The 16985-nt window shown below is 40.4% G+C and carries 14 protein-coding genes; 5 read left to right on the top strand and 9 right to left on the bottom strand.

Going from position 1 to position 16985, the window contains the following annotated elements; translation table 11 throughout:
• Positions 1–182: 182 nt before the first annotated feature.
• On the bottom strand, positions 183–542 hold the full coding sequence (locus tag PSI06_RS08265; protein ID WP_004586419.1) for a hypothetical protein: 360 nt from the start codon (positions 540–542) through the stop codon (positions 183–185).
• 166 nt (positions 543–708) lie between these two features.
• On the opposite strand from PSI06_RS08265, the gene trhA reads away from it, so the two are divergent.
• Both trhA and PSI06_RS08255 read left to right on the top strand, forming a co-directional pair.
• The gene (gene trhA, locus PSI06_RS08260) at positions 709–1338 is read left to right on the top strand and encodes a PAQR family membrane homeostasis protein TrhA (protein WP_273603569.1); all 630 of its coding nucleotides are present in this window, start codon (positions 709–711) and stop codon (positions 1336–1338) included.
• 609 nt (positions 1339–1947) lie between these two features.
• Complete coding sequence (locus PSI06_RS08255) at positions 1948–2847, top strand: SDR family oxidoreductase (protein WP_055019167.1); 900 nt, start codon at positions 1948–1950, stop codon at positions 2845–2847.
• 260 nt (positions 2848–3107) lie between these two features.
• Here the strand turns inward: PSI06_RS08255 and PSI06_RS08250 are convergent, their stop codons facing one another.
• From PSI06_RS08250 to PSI06_RS08240, 3 genes are all read right to left on the bottom strand, one after another.
• Complete coding sequence (locus PSI06_RS08250; protein WP_273603568.1) at positions 3108–3659, bottom strand: diguanylate cyclase; 552 nt, start codon at positions 3657–3659, stop codon at positions 3108–3110.
• 549 nt (positions 3660–4208) lie between these two features.
• Positions 4209–4520: an MGMT family protein gene (locus PSI06_RS08245; RefSeq protein ID WP_138684798.1), complete on the bottom strand. Its 312-nt coding sequence runs from the start codon at positions 4518–4520 to the stop codon at positions 4209–4211.
• Positions 4510–5406: a LysR family transcriptional regulator gene (locus PSI06_RS08240; protein ID WP_273603567.1), complete on the bottom strand. Its 897-nt coding sequence runs from the start codon at positions 5404–5406 to the stop codon at positions 4510–4512. Before PSI06_RS08240 ends, PSI06_RS08245 begins: the two co-directional genes overlap by 11 nt.
• A gap of 123 nt (positions 5407–5529) precedes the next feature.
• Here PSI06_RS08240 and PSI06_RS08235 point away from each other — a divergent pair, with 123 nt between their 5' ends.
• From PSI06_RS08235 to PSI06_RS08225, 3 genes are all read left to right on the top strand, one after another.
• Positions 5530–6612: an efflux RND transporter periplasmic adaptor subunit gene (locus tag PSI06_RS08235; RefSeq protein WP_273603566.1), complete on the top strand. Its 1083-nt coding sequence runs from the start codon at positions 5530–5532 to the stop codon at positions 6610–6612.
• A 2-nt stretch (positions 6613–6614) separates the two neighbouring features.
• Positions 6615–9695 (top strand): efflux RND transporter permease subunit, encoded by a 3081-nt coding sequence (locus tag PSI06_RS08230; protein WP_273605006.1) that lies wholly within the window; start codon positions 6615–6617, stop codon positions 9693–9695.
• Between the two features lie 480 nt (positions 9696–10175).
• Entirely contained in the window at positions 10176–10613 is a 438-nt protein-coding gene (locus tag PSI06_RS08225) for a hypothetical protein (RefSeq protein WP_232423969.1), read from the top strand.
• Between the two features lie 9 nt (positions 10614–10622).
• Here PSI06_RS08225 and rluF read toward each other — a convergent pair whose 3' ends face one another.
• The 5 genes from rluF to glgC all read right to left on the bottom strand — a co-directional run bounded on the left by rluF (position 10623) and on the right by glgC (position 16984).
• Positions 10623–11609 carry a 23S rRNA pseudouridine(2604) synthase RluF gene (gene rluF, locus PSI06_RS08220; protein WP_273603564.1) on the bottom strand — a complete coding sequence of 329 codons (987 nt, stop codon included), beginning with the start codon at positions 11607–11609 and terminating at the stop codon, positions 10623–10625.
• A 76-nt stretch (positions 11610–11685) separates the two neighbouring features.
• On the bottom strand, positions 11686–12765 hold the full coding sequence (locus tag PSI06_RS08215; RefSeq protein ID WP_273603570.1) for a DUF418 domain-containing protein: 1080 nt from the start codon (positions 12763–12765) through the stop codon (positions 11686–11688).
• A 34-nt stretch (positions 12766–12799) separates the two neighbouring features.
• Positions 12800–14014, bottom strand: coding sequence for an EAL and HDOD domain-containing protein (locus PSI06_RS08210; protein ID WP_273603563.1), 1215 nt, complete (start codon positions 14012–14014; stop codon positions 12800–12802).
• Between the two features lie 91 nt (positions 14015–14105).
• Positions 14106–15641 (bottom strand): glycogen synthase, encoded by a 1536-nt coding sequence (locus tag PSI06_RS08205; protein ID WP_273603562.1) that lies wholly within the window; start codon positions 15639–15641, stop codon positions 14106–14108.
• A 41-nt stretch (positions 15642–15682) separates the two neighbouring features.
• A complete protein-coding gene (gene glgC, locus PSI06_RS08200; RefSeq protein WP_273603561.1) occupies positions 15683–16984 on the bottom strand; it encodes a glucose-1-phosphate adenylyltransferase in 1302 nt (433 codons plus the stop codon).
• Position 16985: the final 1 nt, after the last annotated feature.

Genomic DNA, 16985 nt, shown 5'->3' with positions numbered 1-16985 from the left:
CATTCCATGTCCCGTCTGTTAACATTAATCTTGGCATGTAGGTTCGGTGTAAAGTTTTCTGGCGAATTCAATTATACCTTATCTTCATGCTGTTTGTTTTTCATACCACAAAGATCAACACGCCCTAACTATTAGTAAATATTTTTTAGCTCACTATTTGCAGTTTAAAACAACTACTACCATTACTTTTTGTTTTGCGTATCGGGTTTAACTTTTTTACCTAACCGATAAGCATCAGCCATACTTAGTAACCAAATGACCACCATTAAAGGAAGATATTTATATTCCCCAAGCTGAGCACATTCACCTGATGGATTACGAGCGGCTTGTAAAATGCCTGAAGCCGTCATCGGAATTTTACCTGCTAAAATTTCATTTGCGCTACATTGCGCTATAGCCAAAATATCACCTAATGTCATAAACAAAAGTAGCGTAAATACACCTGCAAAAATACAGCCTATTAAATGCTTTTTAAGCGAAAAATGCCCTGCCCCTGGATAAACAATGGCAGTAAGTAAAACGGCTTTGAGCTCTTTTTTCATGATAAACGTGCCTAATTAATTGAGACTATACGACCACACTATACCCGATTAATTCCTTTTAAAATCAATAAAAGTACGGTCACAAATTTACAGTAAAAATGCTGACATTGAAACATTGAGCGTACACCTGTACACTCAAGTTTAATTAATAAGTGGTAGGACTAGTATGACTATAGAGGCACCCTATTCTCGCAAAGAAGAAAAACTCAATGTATTAAGCCATGCACTGGGAATATTTTTTGCTGTGTTTGTAATGTGGGATTTATTTAAACAAGCCACCAGCGTAAAAACTTATATTAGCACCGCTGTATATGGGGCTAGTTTATTTGTATTGTTTTTATCATCCACACTTTATCACGCCAGTGTACAGCCAAAATTACGCGCTTTTTATAAAAAGTGCGATCACTGCGCTATTTACGTATTAATAGCAGGTACGTACACCCCATTTTTGTTGCTATCTCTTAATGGATGGTGGTCTTGGGGCACACTGAGTTTTATTTGGGCAGTCGCGCTTGGTGGCGTTGCTTATAAAGTGCTGGTTAAAAATGGTAATAAAAAAGTCTCGCTGGCTACCTACTTACTTATGGGCTGGTTTGCCCTTGCGATTGTATACCCACTTTATTTAAATATTGATGTAAAAGCACTGTACTGGTTACTGGCCGGTGGCATTTTTTATAGCTTAGGAACATTATTTTATAGCGCTAAAAGCACTCAATTTAGCCACGCAATTTGGCACCTCTTTGTAATAGCTGGGTGTGTGTGCCACTACATTTCAATTACTAATTACGTGTATTAATGCATGTAATTAGTAATTTTATGCTACGTACATAAACCGCAATAATTTGGCTACCCTTCTATATAAAAGCGCGATAAAAGCGCGTTGTAGCCTAGGCGATATCACCTAAGCCTTAATTAAAAACGCTGTTATTTACGGCTCTGACTATAAGCCTATCACTATCCTTACTCGCCTAATTAACTAGCTCGATAAACAGCGTGTAACATTTTCGGTACTCTTATCCATTTTTTACCCATTTTATTCACTTACTCTTTTCTTAGTTTTAAAATTAATGCTTTAAAATGAGTAATATAGCTTCATATTTTAAATGTAACGCTATGGCATATCTATTGCTCCTTCAATATAAATGGTCAGTAAAACCTTGGCCAAGCAAATACGTTAAAGGAGATACAAAGTGGGCGCATTCCAAGCTGACTCTACAATTGAGGCAAGTGCTACATTAGTAAGTTGCTACTTATACTCAATATTTTACAACCACACCCACTTTTACGTCTATTCCCGCAAAGCAAAGAGGTAGGTAACACGCATTGCTGCGTTATATGCCATTAGGCTCTTTGTGATTACATGCAGTTAATCCAACTTAAACTTTACGTTAAAGGAGATGTTGATATGCCAACTAACCAATTTACGATGCAAGACCCTAGAAGCCAATATCAAATGGGACGAACCGAAAAAGACAGTGATCAACCAGACCCAGGCCTAGATGAAATTTTAAAACCTAAAGCAGATCACGGCGAAGATACCTATGTAGGTAGCGACAGATTAAAAGGCCGCAAGGCGTTGATCACCGGGGGCGACTCGGGCATTGGCAGAGCGGTTGCCATTGCATTTGCCAGAGAAGGTGCCGATGTGGTTATTAATTACTTAGCCAGCGAAGAAGCCGATGCGAAAGAAACACTCGATATATTAAAAGCCAGCGGTAGCAAAGCTTGGGGAATTGCAGGCGATATCTCTGATGAGAGTTTTTGTAACGACCTTGTGGCACAAAGCGTTGAAAACTTAGGCTCAATCGACATATTAGTGAATAATGCGGGTAAACAACAGTTTGTTGCCGAGTTAGACGATTTATCTACCGAGCAATTTTGCCAAACATATGCAACAAATGTATTTGCTATGTTTTGGATAACAAAAGCGGCGGTAAAACATATGCCACCGGGCGCTAGTATTATTAATACAACCTCTATCCAATGTTATCAACCCTCTGCTGGGCTTCTTGACTACGCATCGACTAAAGGCGCAATAACAAGCTTTACTAAAAGCTTAGCAAAAATGGTGATTGATAAAGGCATTCGGGTTAATGGGGTTGCTCCTGGGCCAATTTGGACCCCGCTTCAACAAAGTGGCGGCCAACCGGCTAAAAAACTACCTGAATTTGGTGATAACGTACCATTAGGTAGACCAGGCCAACCTGCTGAACTAGCACCCACCTATGTCTACTTAGCATCGCAAGAGTCAAGTTACATTACCGCTGAAATAATGGGCGTGACAGGTGGGCAGCATCTACCTTAATCATGCTGGTTCACTCATATTAGTTAATCTCAGCTTATTGATTTTATAAAATAATAGCGGCGTATTTACGCCGCTATTTTTACCTAGCCTTTTTTCAATTATACCTAAATAAGCCCCACTAAGTATTGGTGAGGCTCTGGTTAACAGCACCTTAGCTTGGCACTAAAACCTGTGCTCACGCAGCACTATTTAGCTCAGTGTGGGCAAGAGCGTGCCTATTTAAACACGCATAAATTAACTGCATAAATAACTTAAGCAGATTAAGTGTTATCTTTTTTAGCACGTATACCGCGAATGAACTCTTCTAAATAAGGCGTAAATTCTAGCGCAAGTGCTATAAATAGCACCGTTGCCAAGTAAGTTATTGGTAAAGGAGAGGCTTTTAATTGCAGCGTAAAGTCAGGAGGAAAGCCGACTGGAGTAAATAAAGCGGTAAATTGCTCCCAATGGCGCGCAATAATTAATACCAAAGCTAACAGGGGTATCATTTCTAAAAAACTGTGTATATGTTGCTCTACCGGCCCTACCCTTCGCTTACTTACCGCATAAGTTACATCCCACATTGCTGTAAGCTCATGCAGAAAAAACAACACAATACAAATGGCAATAATCAAACTATTAACTTCAAAAATTAAAACTAGGATTAACGGAATGCCCACTTCGGCAAACATTAATAAATGAATAAATGACTCTTTAGCACCGCTGGTTGTAGAAATATTACTACGTCGATGACAAAACCAATCAGCAATACCAGCAGCAAGCCACACAGGGATCACAAAGTACATTAAAATCAATAAAGTTGGGTCAGTCATAGTTTGTTAGTCCTTAATATTTGGTTTTAATAACCCTCATGCTTAAAACTAAATATTTACACTTCATCAGCTTCTTCATTCATCAGTAGCGATGTGAAAAAAACATACTTTCAAATAATTTATCATTCACTTTCAAGATGGCTTGAGGATTACTTACGTTTTTACACTTTTTGCAAATGAGATGCCATTTTAAACGCGCCCTTGAGCCAAGATTTGGTATGCTCAATATCTATTTACAACTAATAAGTAGTTCAATTGTTATGCCAAATCTCGACGCTAAATTGATTTAATGCCATTTTAGCTATAGGTAGGTGTAGAGGTGTTTTTTACTTTGCCGTGTATATTTTTATTGTGTAAAAAATAGTAAATATATCGCTTATCATTGTAAGTTTTTCATTCACAAAGCTAGATAAGGAGGTTGTGGTAAAGGTAAAACTAGAAGCTGAATAACCCTATTTGTTGTAGATTTACGATAGCTAAAAACAAAAAAGTAAGCCGCACACTTGTAATAAAGCAGCCTTTAAAAGCTCTTTTACGATAATACCTTCACTACTGCCATCTATACTCGCGCATATTTACTTTGTCGTTTTTAAAGCTAACCCCTTCTAATAATAGCTTTTGGCGCTGCTCTTGGTATTTATCACTGCCTGCAGGAAATGATATTTTACCTTGGCTGTTTACTACTCTGTGCCACGGTATAACAGAATCATCTGGCATTTGCTTTAAAAGGCGCCCTACTAAGCGTGAATTTTGCGGATAACCGGCAAGCGTTGCTACTTGCCCGTAGCTTGCTACAAAACCTGCAGGTATATTTGCAATAATGGTGTAAATGAGGGTTTCTTTATCAATATCAGCGGTCATTAACGTACGCCTCACTGAGTACTTTAAATTGCTCCCAAATAGAGCGTGCGACAGGGCCATGGTGTATTGCATCACGCCTAAATGCACGTACTTCTATACCAAACTCATCTTCTCTGTCGTTTATCTGTATTTGCTGCAACAGCCCGGCTTCTATTTCAGGGCCACAATAATCTATGTTCATCATTGCCCAGCCAGCACCAGCAAGCAAAAAAGACTTTAAATTGGTTACATCGTCAATCTTCATTAAGGCAGAACCTTTTGAGTAAGAAAGCTTGTCACTGTCTATGCTTAAGTCACTTTCAAACATGGCCAAACACGGGTAATTTTGTAGCTCGTTAAAGGTCATGTACTTAGGAAACGCTTTAGTAGATGCAATAATTCCAATGTTTAATTTACCAATTGGTAGGCTTTCTAAGTGCCCTGTTGCATGAAATAAGTCAAACCAGGGGCCGATGCCTAACTCCACTTGCCCACTATTTACTTGCTCTAAAGAGACAAAGCGTTTGCCACTGGTTAAATTAAACTCTGTACGCCTAAATAGTCTAAAAGTATTACTTATGATCTCGTTATAACTGTCTTTTTGACAAATTTGCTCATAACAAATTCGATATTGTGGCTCGTTACCCAGTGCAAGCTCTTTAGCAAGCTGTGCTAGCTCATCATTTGCATGCAATAATTGTTGTGCTTCGCGGTGAAAAACACGCCCTTTTTCAGTTAACTGTAATCGGTACTTGCTTCTATCGAGTAGTTCAAAGCCAATTTTTGCCTCCAGGTTTTTAATTGCTAAGGTAAGCGCAGGTTGAGTTTTATGTAATTTAAGCGCCGCGCCACTTAAACTTGCACTTTGTACAATGGCATCTAAAATTTGTAATTGATTCAGCTTCATACTGCGCTCAACATGATCATAAATAAAACTTATTATGTTTCTAAAATTTAATGAATTTTATTTTATATGGTTGCGGCGTATCCTGCACTTAATTATTTTGCCCATCATTGCCACGGAGAAGACATGAAACTCTTTCGTCTATGTATACTTACTACGACTTTACTTACCTTAATGGCCTGTTCTGAGCCAGAAAAGCAAGTAAAAGAAGAGCCCATTAGGCCTGTAAAGTTATTCAATATAGGACATGATTCGCAAACAAATGTGCGCAGCTTTCCTGCTGAAGTGGTTGCTAACCAAGGCTCGTACTTAGCATTTAGAGTCAATGGTGAACTAGTTGAGTTTCCGGTATTAGCAGGTGAAGAAGTTGAAAAAGGACAACTTTTAGCAAAGCTTGACCCAGAGGACTTTCAATTACAGTACGATGATAGAAAAGCCCGTTATGAGCTTGCTAAATCACAACTTAGCCGCATTGAACAATTACTTGAAAAAAGAATCGCAAGTCAATCAGAGTACGATGAAGCATTGGCCAATATGCAAGTGGCAGAGTCTGCCTTTAAAATTGCCGAAACCAACCTAGAATACAGCGAGCTGCGCGCCCCATTTGCAGGGACTGTAGCCAAAGTATTTGTTAAAAACTTTGAAAACATTCAAGCCAAGCAAAACATTTTACGCCTAGAGACCCGCGATTTAATGGATGTAGAAATCCAAGTTCCTGAAAAAATAATAGCGCGCATTAAAAAAAGCAGTGACTACCACCCTACCGTTGTGTTTGACGGTTATGATAATAAAGAGTACACCCTTGATTTAAAAGAGTGGGACACGCAGGCCGATCCTACTACGCTTACCTACAAAGTTGTTTTTTCGCTACCAGTGCCTAAAGACTTTAACCTACTTGCAGGGATGACGGGCCGTGTATTTATCGATTTATCAAAAGTAACCAGCTCGCAAGTGGCTTACACTATTTTGCCGGTTGAGTCGGTTTTTTCTGAAGCTAAAGAAAGCGTGTCAGATAACGCCTATGTGTGGATATATAACCCAGAAACTGGTGTTGTTAATAAACAAGCCGTTAAAGTGGGCCAAGTACACCGCGACGGCATTGAAGTGTTAAGCGGTATTAAAGAAGGCCAAATTGTCGTCTCTGCTGGCGTACACTCATTAGATGAAGGCATGAAAGTACGTCCATGGAATAAAGAGCGAGGCTTATAATTATGAGCTTTGCGCAACTCTCCATAGAGAAAAAAGTAATTAGCTGGATGTTTGCACTACTGCTGTTAATTGGCGGAAGTGTGTCGTACTTTGATTTAGGCCAACTAGAAGACCCAGAGTTTACGCTTAAAACCGCCATGGTTATTACTATGTATCCGGGTGCATCGCCACAACAAGTAGAGGAAGAAGTCACCTTTCCTATCGAAAACGCGATTCAGCAACTCCCCTACGTAGATTATGTGACCTCTATTTCCTCAAATGGTAAGTCGCAAATATCGGTAGAAATGAAAAGCACCTACCGAAAAGAGCAGCTGCGCCAAATTTGGGATGAAATGCGCCGTAAAATTAACGATTTAGCGCCTTCACTCCCGAGTGGCGTTTACCCAAGCACCATTTTAGATGACTTTGGTGATGTATACGGCGTTATGTATGCGGTTACCGGCGATGGCTACTCTTATGATGAACTTAAAGATTACACCGATTACTTAAAGCGTGAACTCGTACTGGTTAAAGGTGTGAGTAAAGTGACCATTGCTGGTGAGCAACAGCCTCAAGTAATGGTTGAAGTGTCTACCCGTAAATTAGCGCAGCTCGGTATTGCCCCAAGCCATATTTTTGGTTTACTGCAATCGCAAAATACAGTCTCTAACGCAGGTAAAATTAGAGTGGGCGATGAGTCTATACGCTTTCACCCAACCGGCGAATTTAAAGATGTTAAAGAGCTCGAAACCCTACTTATATCTAAACCCGGTGCTAGCGAGCTTATTTACTTAGGTGATGTAGCCAAAGTATTTAGAGAATACGCAGAAGTACCCAGCAATGTTATTCGCTACAACTCAGAACAAGCGCTTTTAATTGGCGTTTCGTTTATGAATAGCGTGAACGTAGTAGATGTAGGTAAACGTATTGACGAGCACTTAGCAGAGCTTGAGTACCAGCGCCCACATGGCATACATGTAGAATCGGTGTATAACCAACCTAAAGAAGTAGAAAAATCGGTAGATGGCTTTATTGTCAGCCTAGTAGAGGCGATTGCCATTGTAATCGTAGTACTGCTTATATTCATGGGGTTTAAAAGCGGTATTTTAATTGGCGGTATTTTATTACTCACCGTTTTAGGCACCTTTATATTTATGAAGTTGTTCGCCATAGACCTGCAACGTATTTCTCTGGGTGCGCTTATTATTGCCCTTGGTATGCTGGTAGATAACGCCATAGTAGTAACCGAAGGCATATTAATAAATTTAAAGCGTGGCCAAACTAAGTTAAAAGCTGCGGTTAATATTGTAGAACAAACTAAATGGCCGCTACTAGGCGCTACAGTTATTGGTATTACTGCGTTTGCCCCTATTGGCCTAAGCTCTGATGCGACCGGTGAATTTGCGGGTAGCTTATTTTGGGTATTGTTTATATCGCTTTTACTAAGCTGGATCACCGCCATTACGCTTACGCCATTTTTTGCAAATTTAATGTTTAAACAAGATGAGTTTAAAAAAGCTAAAAATGCTGAGGGCGAAGAGGAAGATGACGACCCATACCAAGGCTTTATTTTTACCGGCTATAAAGCACTTTTGGATGTGTCTATGCATTATCGTAAAACCACGCTTGTGCTTATGGTCGTGCTCCTTTGCTCGGCTGTGGTTGGCTTTGGTGCGGTTAAACAATCGTTTTTCCCCGCCTCTAACACGCCTATGTTTTATGTAGATTACTGGCAGCAACAAGGCTCCGACATAAGAGCAACGCTAGAGGGAATTAAAAAGCTTGAAAACTACCTTCAAAAAGAAGAGCTAGTTGAAGAAATAACCAGTACTACAGGCCAAGGTGCTCCACGCTTTATGCTTACTTATGCACCGCAAAAGTCGTACTCGTCATACGGGCAGCTCATTATTAGAGTAAAAAACCGCGAGGCGGTGGCTGTAGTAATGCAAAAAGTGCGTGAATACTCGCAAAATACACCGCTTTCAGCTGAGCTTAAAATTAAGCCTATGGAAATTGGCCCCTCAACCGATGCTAAAATTCAAGCACGCTTTACAGGCCCCGATCCGGTAATACTGAGACAATTAGCCGCCCAAGCTGAAGAAGTTATCGCACAGGACGACGGCGCTTATAATATTCGTGATGATTGGCGCGCACGCACTAAAATGATTCGTCCACAATTTAACGAACAAAAAGCGCGCCGCTTAGGTATTAGCAAATCTGACCTTGATGATGTACTGCTTACTAGCCTTTCAGGCAAGCAAGTGGGTGTATACCGCGATGGTACGCAACTTCTGCCAATTATTGCTCGCTCACCGGCAAATGAGCGCCTAAATGTAGAAAGCGTTCACGATTTACAAATATACAGCCCTGTACTGGGTGTATTTGTGCCAGTAACACAAGTGGTTGACGAATTTGTGGTTGAATGGGAAGACAGCCTAATTATGCGCCGCGACCGAAAGCGCACAATAACGGTAATGGCCGATCACAACGTATTAGGCGATGAAACTGCCGCTAAGTTATTTGCACGCGTGCGCGGGCCCGTAGAGGCAATAGAGCTACCGCGTGGCTATAAATTAGAATGGGGCGGCGAGTATGAGTCGTCATCGGATGCGCAAGCCGCTATATTTGGCTCATTACCGCTGGGTTATTTAGCGATGTTTGCGGTAACCGTACTGCTGTTCAATTCACTTAAACAGCCTTTAGTTATTTGGGCTACAGTGCCACTTGCCATTATTGGTGTGAGTGCGGGCATGTTAATAATGAATGCGCCATTTAGCTTTATGGCACTACTTGGATTACTAAGTTTAAGCGGGATGCTAATTAAAAACGGCATTGTGTTGGTCGATCAAATAAATCTTGAGCTTCGCGATGGTAAATCGCCTTATCAAGCTGTGTTTGAATCTGGCGTTAGCCGTGTACGCCCTGTAGCCATGGCGGCTATTACCACCATTTTAGGTATGATCCCGCTGTTGTTTGACGTGTTCTTCCAGTCAATGGCGGTAACTATTATGTTTGGTTTAGGTTTTGCAACCATACTCACGCTTATCGTAGTACCTGTGCTTTATACTGTTGTATTTAGAATAGACTACGAGCCTAGAAAGTAATTTAAAAGCCTTAAAGGACATTTAAAACGCAGCTTACCTCACAGTAGCTGCGTTTTTTATTATTTAAACCGAGGTTAAAGATGGACTTAATAAACTAGGTTGTATTTGTATTCTCTTTGGCTATTTTCGCTTTATAACCGACGAAAATGGCAATGTAGATTTAAACAACTACCGTTTCACGGGCGGTATTACATTGGTAATAACAGGCATGTTTGACGGTACTTACGATTTAATTACACGGCTGCGCTCTAAAAACAGCGTATCTGCATTAGCCGTTTATTTAGGACTTTTTTTACTTTATATTGGCGTTGTGTTTTATAAATAACCCCTCAAATGACAGCAAAACAACTTTTTAGAATAATAATTACCACTAGTTTACTATTCCCACCCCTATTTTTTATTGCTTGGGATGAAAATCTCGATCCCCCCTTTATTGCCAATACCGCTTATGATTTTTTAACACATAAGCTGCTTCCTGTTTTGTCAGTAATAATTAGTATTGCAGGGGGGATGTACGGATACAAAAAGTACAACGCATGCAAAACGTTTAAATCAAATTTTAAAGATTATCTAGAGCACTATGGACGGCTTAGGGGCTGGCTGGGTATTTTGTTTATACCGGTTTTGGTTTATTTATGGCTGTGGGCTAGTTTTTGTATTTCAGTAAAGTTATGGACGTATTATTATAGCGACAATAGCTGGCAGCAAGAGTACCAGCTACTGGCTGTAGAGGCGTGCCCGAGTGATTACGAATACAGCTGCGCAAAACTGGTTGTGCTTGATTTACAAACTTACAGAAAGCGCTCTTTTAGGTGGTATTTAGATAAACCAGCATTAAAGCGGCTAAAAAATGAGAAAATAAACATCGTGGGCGTTAAAAGCCCACTCGGTAACGTTGTACATCAAATACAATGGTAAGTGTGCACGCTATTTTTTTAAACTTAATGTGCCAGATGAACGCGCTTTACCGTTTGCTGGCTTTTTGTTGTTTGCGCTTTTGCTATCGCCTTGCGTATTTTTGCTAGCTCCCCCTTTACCTACATAGGTGGTTGAGCGCTTTTGAAAAGGGGTATTACTTCTTTGAGTGCGAGTGCCTCGCTCATTATTAAAGGCGCGTGGGTTTTCCCCCTGAAAATCACGCTTTTTAGGCTCGCGTTTGTTATTGGCATTTTGCTTATTGGTATCAACCGAATGCTCTTGCGTTTTACCCGAATCAGCAATGGAGTCATTAATTTGTGCCATTTCTACGTCGGTTAAATGTCGCCACTGGCCTACTTTTAAGCCCTTTAACGTTACATTCATAATGCGGGTACGTTTAAGGGTCACAACTTCATAACCTAGGTATTCACACATACGACGAATTTGGCGGTTTAAACCCTGCGTAAGCACAATTTTAAATTCTTGCGGAGCTGTTTGTATCACTTTACATTTTTTTGTAACGGTATCTAAAATAGGAATACCGTTGGCCATTTTGCTCACAAATTGGCGATTGAGTGGTTTATCAACTGTCACCACGTATTCTTTTTCGTGGTTATTACCCGCTCGCAAAATTTTATTAACGATATCGCCTTCGTTAGTTAAAAAAATCAATCCTTCTGAAGGCCTGTCTAAACGGCCGATAGGAAATATACGGGTGGGATAATTAACGGCTTTGACAATATTACTTTGAATTTTACTCTCGGTGGTACAGGTAATACCCACTGGCTTATTATACGCAATGTACACGCGTTTTGGTTTTTCGCGCAGCGGTTTTCCATCGACTAAAACAGTATCGGTATCAGCCACTTTTACGCCCATTTCAGACGTATTACCATTAACCGTTACACGACCTTGCTCAATATATTTATCGGCTTCACGGCGTGAACAAAAACCTGTTTCACTAATAAATTTATTTAAACGTTTTAATTCGGTCATGGCACTTAATGGTCCTAATTTTAAAGGCGACTAGTGTAAACCACACGCCATTATTTTTCGCCCCTAATTTAAACCTTTACGCATTAATTTTTGCAATTTTTGCTTGAGTTAACCTGCGCCAAACATATTCCAGCGGCCCTTGCTCATAATAGCGACAATATAAAGCTGTAAACAATAGCTGCCCGCTAACCAGGCCAGTCGCGACTATCCAATAGTCTATTCGGTTAAAACTTAATACCCACTGCGGATACAACACTTTATAAAGCAACAGCTGCATCAGTGTTTGGCATATATATAAGGTAAAAGCTAAGCGCCCCGCCTGCTGAATAAGCTGGCCCACATGAGCACGGTTATTACAAAATTTAACGATGAGATGAATATAAAATACAGCCATGAACAATGCGGCAAAGGTATTTATAAACTCTTGTATGGCTAACCCTGCTCCTCCTGTAAACTTTGACGTATAAAGCCTCATGCCTGAAAAAATAAAGGCGCCAGCTATGCAAACAATAAGGTTCGGCTTAGTTAAACCTTTACTAAAAACCTCATTTTTATATAAATATATGCCAATCAGCATTAGCCCTACGCACAGCCACATGATCATGATAGGAACAGCTACCAGCATTAATATATTCATACCTAGGTTACTCAAAAAGTAATCGCTGTAATGAGGGCTATATAAATCGATATACTGTGCTGAATCACGATAAACGACCTCATCAGGCGCACTAAAAAGCACCAACCCCGTGGCTACACAACCAATTAAAAGAAACTCCCCTGCCCTTTTTACAAGCAGTTGGTTATTACTTTGTAAATATTTTAGGGCAAACCAGGCAGATACACCGTACAAAAATAAAATGTCGCCAGCCCAAAGTAAAAAACCATGTACCAAACCAAAAATGATAAGCCAATGCAATCGCGCTTTTAAAGGTGCTGTTGATTTAACTTTTTGCCACTGAATATAAAGCCCTGCCCCAAACAGTAAGCTAAACAGCGTTCTAAATCGGCCATCAACAAAAAAAGTACTCACCGCATGGATAAGGGTGTCACTAAAAGGCGGGGTAGATAAAGGAATATAGCTATAATCCATTAAGCCAAACGCATAGCCATTCATATACACCAAGCAAAGCACGGCAATGCCGCGAATAAAGTCCATATTATAATTTCGCATAATGAGCGGTTACTGTCCTTTAACTATTATTTTTATAATTATCTGCCCAATCTACGGCTTGATTATATAACCCTGGCAGCACATCACTTTTAACATTAAGTAATATAACGGCTTTTTCTAATGTCCACCAGCTACCTGTTTCGTACGCTTGTACTACATTTAAAATATAATATAGGGTGTTTTTTTCGTTTAATAACGCCGCTTTAATATCATCAGGAAAAGGTAATTTTTCGACTAATAAACTCATAGGTTGATCGAGTATCGCATCTAGTAACGAAAACAAGCCGGTTAAAAACGCCTCACCCGCCAACGATTTAGACACCTGCTTTGCTATTAGCTCACAAAAGCGTGATCTAACTACACACACTTGCATTAATTCTGCTGGCTTTTTACCCGCGGTGTGCGCGGTAACAATTAAACTAACAAACTTTTTTAAACGCTCATGCCCTAAATACACTAACGCCTGTTTAATAGATGATATTTTACTCTGAATTGGAAAAACACCGCTGTTAATTAGCCGCATAAGCTTATAAGCCAAGGCCGCATCGGCTTCAAATAACGTACTAATTTGCTTTATATCTGGACTTGGTTTCATTACTTGCGCGTAAATAGCCACAACTACCGCATAGTTATAATCAATGTCTTGCTGTTCGTGCATTGTGGGCTTGGCAAAAAAGTAGCCTTGGAAGTAATCAAACCCCATTTTATGTGCTTGGTGATAATCGGCTTGGGTTTCTATTTTTTCTGCTAATATTTTTATTTTTTTATGCTGTTTTAGTTTTTCTACAATCTCGGCAATATCTGATAAAGGCGTTTGCGCAATATCAAACTTTACTAGCTTAATAAACTTTAAAAATCGCTCCCATTGCTCGTTATAAACAAAGTCATCTAATGCGAGTTTATAGTTTTTATGAAAAAGCTCTCTGCAAAGCTGATAGTTATCGTCGGTGGGTTCAATGGTTTCTAACAGCTCAATGACCACATCTTTACAGGGTAAAAAGTCACATAAATTGTGCTTTAAAGAGTCTGGGCCTATATTTATCAGTGCCGTTTTACCTGAGGTGATGTGGCGTGTGCCTAAATTAAGCTGGTTTTCCATTATTAGGCGAGCAGTTGCTTGACCTTCTTCTATATCGGGAAAAAAGTTTTCAGCACTATTACGAAATAAAAGCTCGTAAGCAACTACATTTTGCTTACGATTGAATATTGCTTGTCTTGCAACAAATACAGACACATTACCTACTTCTTATTTATATACTCAAACTAAGTAATTAATAGCGTAAATAGGTATAAATGTCACTTCTACTGCGTTTAATTTTAATGATTTAGCAATACATGCTTGAAATATAATCAGCAGCGACCGTTTCCCACGAAAAACGTGCTCCTTTAGCATTAGCTGTAATGTTACTCCATTGCTTAGGATTTTGCTGTTTTAGCGTAAGGGTTTCAGTTAAGCATGTCATTAACCCATCAACTTGCTCATTCAACGAGCCGCCAGAAAATGCAAAGCCATTGTTGTTGTGGCTTACGGTGTCTTTTAAACCGCCAACACTGTGTACTAAACAAGGTTGCCCTGCGCGCATAGCAAGCATTTGACTAATTCCGCAAGGTTCAAACGAGCTTGGCATTAAAAATAAATCCCCTAGCTCATATAGGCTATCGCCAATACCTTGCCCATAACCTTTTAAAAACAATAAGTTTGCATTGCGGGCCATAGCCTTGGTGAAAATGCTTTCAAGGGCTTTGTCACCAGAGCCTAAAATAATAAGACGACCTTTAAAACGGTTAATTATTTCACACACTTTATCAAGCGCTAATGCATTACCGTATTGTTGGCAAAGTAATAACACCTTTTGCTCGGTCAGCCTGCCAACACTTGTTACGAGGGGCCCATCTATAGGCGTGTTTTTAAACTGCTGCATGCGCTGATGCGCCACATAGTAGCTCGTTTCAAGCTGCTCATGTTTTGCCATCCAGTTAAATAAAGTATGTTCAATACGCTCATACAAGAGCGATGAAGTAACCTGCTCAGGGTTTTTCTCAGGGTATTCACAGCCATTTAATATTCCCACCACCTTGCCTTGAGCCGATTGATTTTGTAAATCAAGCTCTAAGCCTTCTCCACCAAAAAAACCTTGCTGATAATTACTCGGCTTTAGTACCTCGGTACTGTAAGTAGGTGAGACTAAATGAACTTTATCTGCCAAATTTATAGCACTGCGCATAGGATTAAAACAGTGTGGGTAACGAGGGTCGCACAAATGTTGCCCGTTATAACCTAACGAAGGAAACCAAGCCTCTAAACTCGAGTCGTCGTGTTTAAAAGGCCTGATCCCTTGCAGTGCTAAATTATGAACTGTATAGGCAATATGTAAATTAGCGAGGGTATCGTAGCGTTTATCAAATTTTAATAATACGGCGACACACGCGCTATGCCAATCGTGTAAATGCAGTGCTTGAGGGCGCGTTATTAAACCCTGTAGCAGCGCTTCACATAGAGCGGCACTAAATAATGCATATTTTGTTGCATCAGTAGCAAAAGGTCGCCCGGGTTCGTCATTGCAATACACCGAACCCGATTGGCTAAACAGTGGGTGCGAAATAACAAATTGATTAATGTGTGTGTTGTCATCACTTATTTTAAATAAAGATAATACCTGTGGCTGCGCTCTAAATATAACAGTGACATCACCTATATATTCACGTTGCAATTGCTCAAACCCATAATCAGGAATAACAACATCTACGCTCACGCCTTGTGCTGCTAGTGCTTTTGGGGCATCTCTGACTACATCTGCTACCCCGCCCACTTTAGCGTTTGGTAAAGCATCGTTTTCTGCGGCAACCATTAATACATGCATTTATTTACTACTTCCTTAACCTTTGTTATTCGCATCCGATTTTAAGCGAACTTTTTATTTTCGTGAGCTTGGCGTTCAAGCTTTTTAGCAAGTTCCGTGAGCATATCACGGGTGACTAATACGATGCCTTTTTTAGATACCCTAAAGCCATTTTCTTCATCGGCTTTTCTATCGTAGCCAATATCAAGCCCTGCGGGTATTTCACAGCTTCGATCAATTATGGCTCGCTTAATTTTACAATGACGATTAATGAGAGCCCCGGGTAAAATAACCGATTGCTCTATTTCGCAAAATGAACGCACGTGCACGTTTGAAAACAGCAGTGATTTTCTAACCACTGAGCCCGATACAATACACCCTCCTGATACCGTTGAGTCTACCGCCATACCGCGTCTATCTTCATCATCAAAAATAAACTTAGCCGGTGGCAACTGCTCTTGGTAGGTCCAAATAGGCCAGGTTGGATCGTATAAATCTAGCTGTGGCTCGGGCATTACCAATTCCATATTGGCCTCCCAAAACGAGTCTAACGTTCCTACATCGCGCCAATAAGGTTGCCCTTCTTGCATGGGATCTCTAAACGGAAACGCATACACACTGTGCTCTTCTATAATTGCCGGAATAATATCGTGCCCAAAGTCTCGGCCAGAACCTTCATTTTCAGCATCTTTTTTTAGCTGCTCAAATAAAAACTCAGTATTAAACACATAGTTGCCCATAGAGGCTAAGCAGGTACCTGGCTTACCAGGGACAGAGCTGGGGATCGAAGGTTTCTCATCAAAGCGACATACCCGATTTTTTTCATCAACAGTCATTACCCCAAAGGTATCTGCAGCCTCTTCAACAGGTACTTCAAGGCAACATACTGTCATGTCGGCGCCTTTTTGCACATGCTCGGCTAATAGAGCGCCGTAATCCATTCGATAAACGTGATCGCCTGACAAAATCATCACATATTTTGGCAGTTCGTGGCGAATAATATCCATGTTTTGAAAAACCGCATCGGCAGTCCCACAATACCACTCATCGCCATTACGCTGAGATGCGGGTAAAATTTCAACCGACTCCCCCAGCTCCTTTTTAAAATGGCCCCAGGCGCGATTAACATGACGAATCAAAGAGTGCGATTTGTACTGTGTGGCTATGCCTACACGCCTCACACCCGAATTGATACAATTTGATAATGGAAAATCGATAATACGGTGCTTACCGCCAAAATAAACAGCGGGCTTTGCGCGCCAATCTGTCAATTCGTGTAAGCGTGAGCCGCGTCCACCAGCCAGTATTAACGCGTACGTATCTCGGGTTAAGCTACTTATGTAACGATTTGCATAACTAGGCATA

This window comes from Pseudoalteromonas sp. GABNS16E, assembly GCF_028598715.1.
Lineage (GTDB): Bacteria > Pseudomonadota > Gammaproteobacteria > Enterobacterales > Alteromonadaceae > Pseudoalteromonas > Pseudoalteromonas atlantica.
The sequence above is the reverse complement of the archived record's forward strand: the minus strand, read 5'-3'. Positions and strand labels throughout refer to the sequence as shown.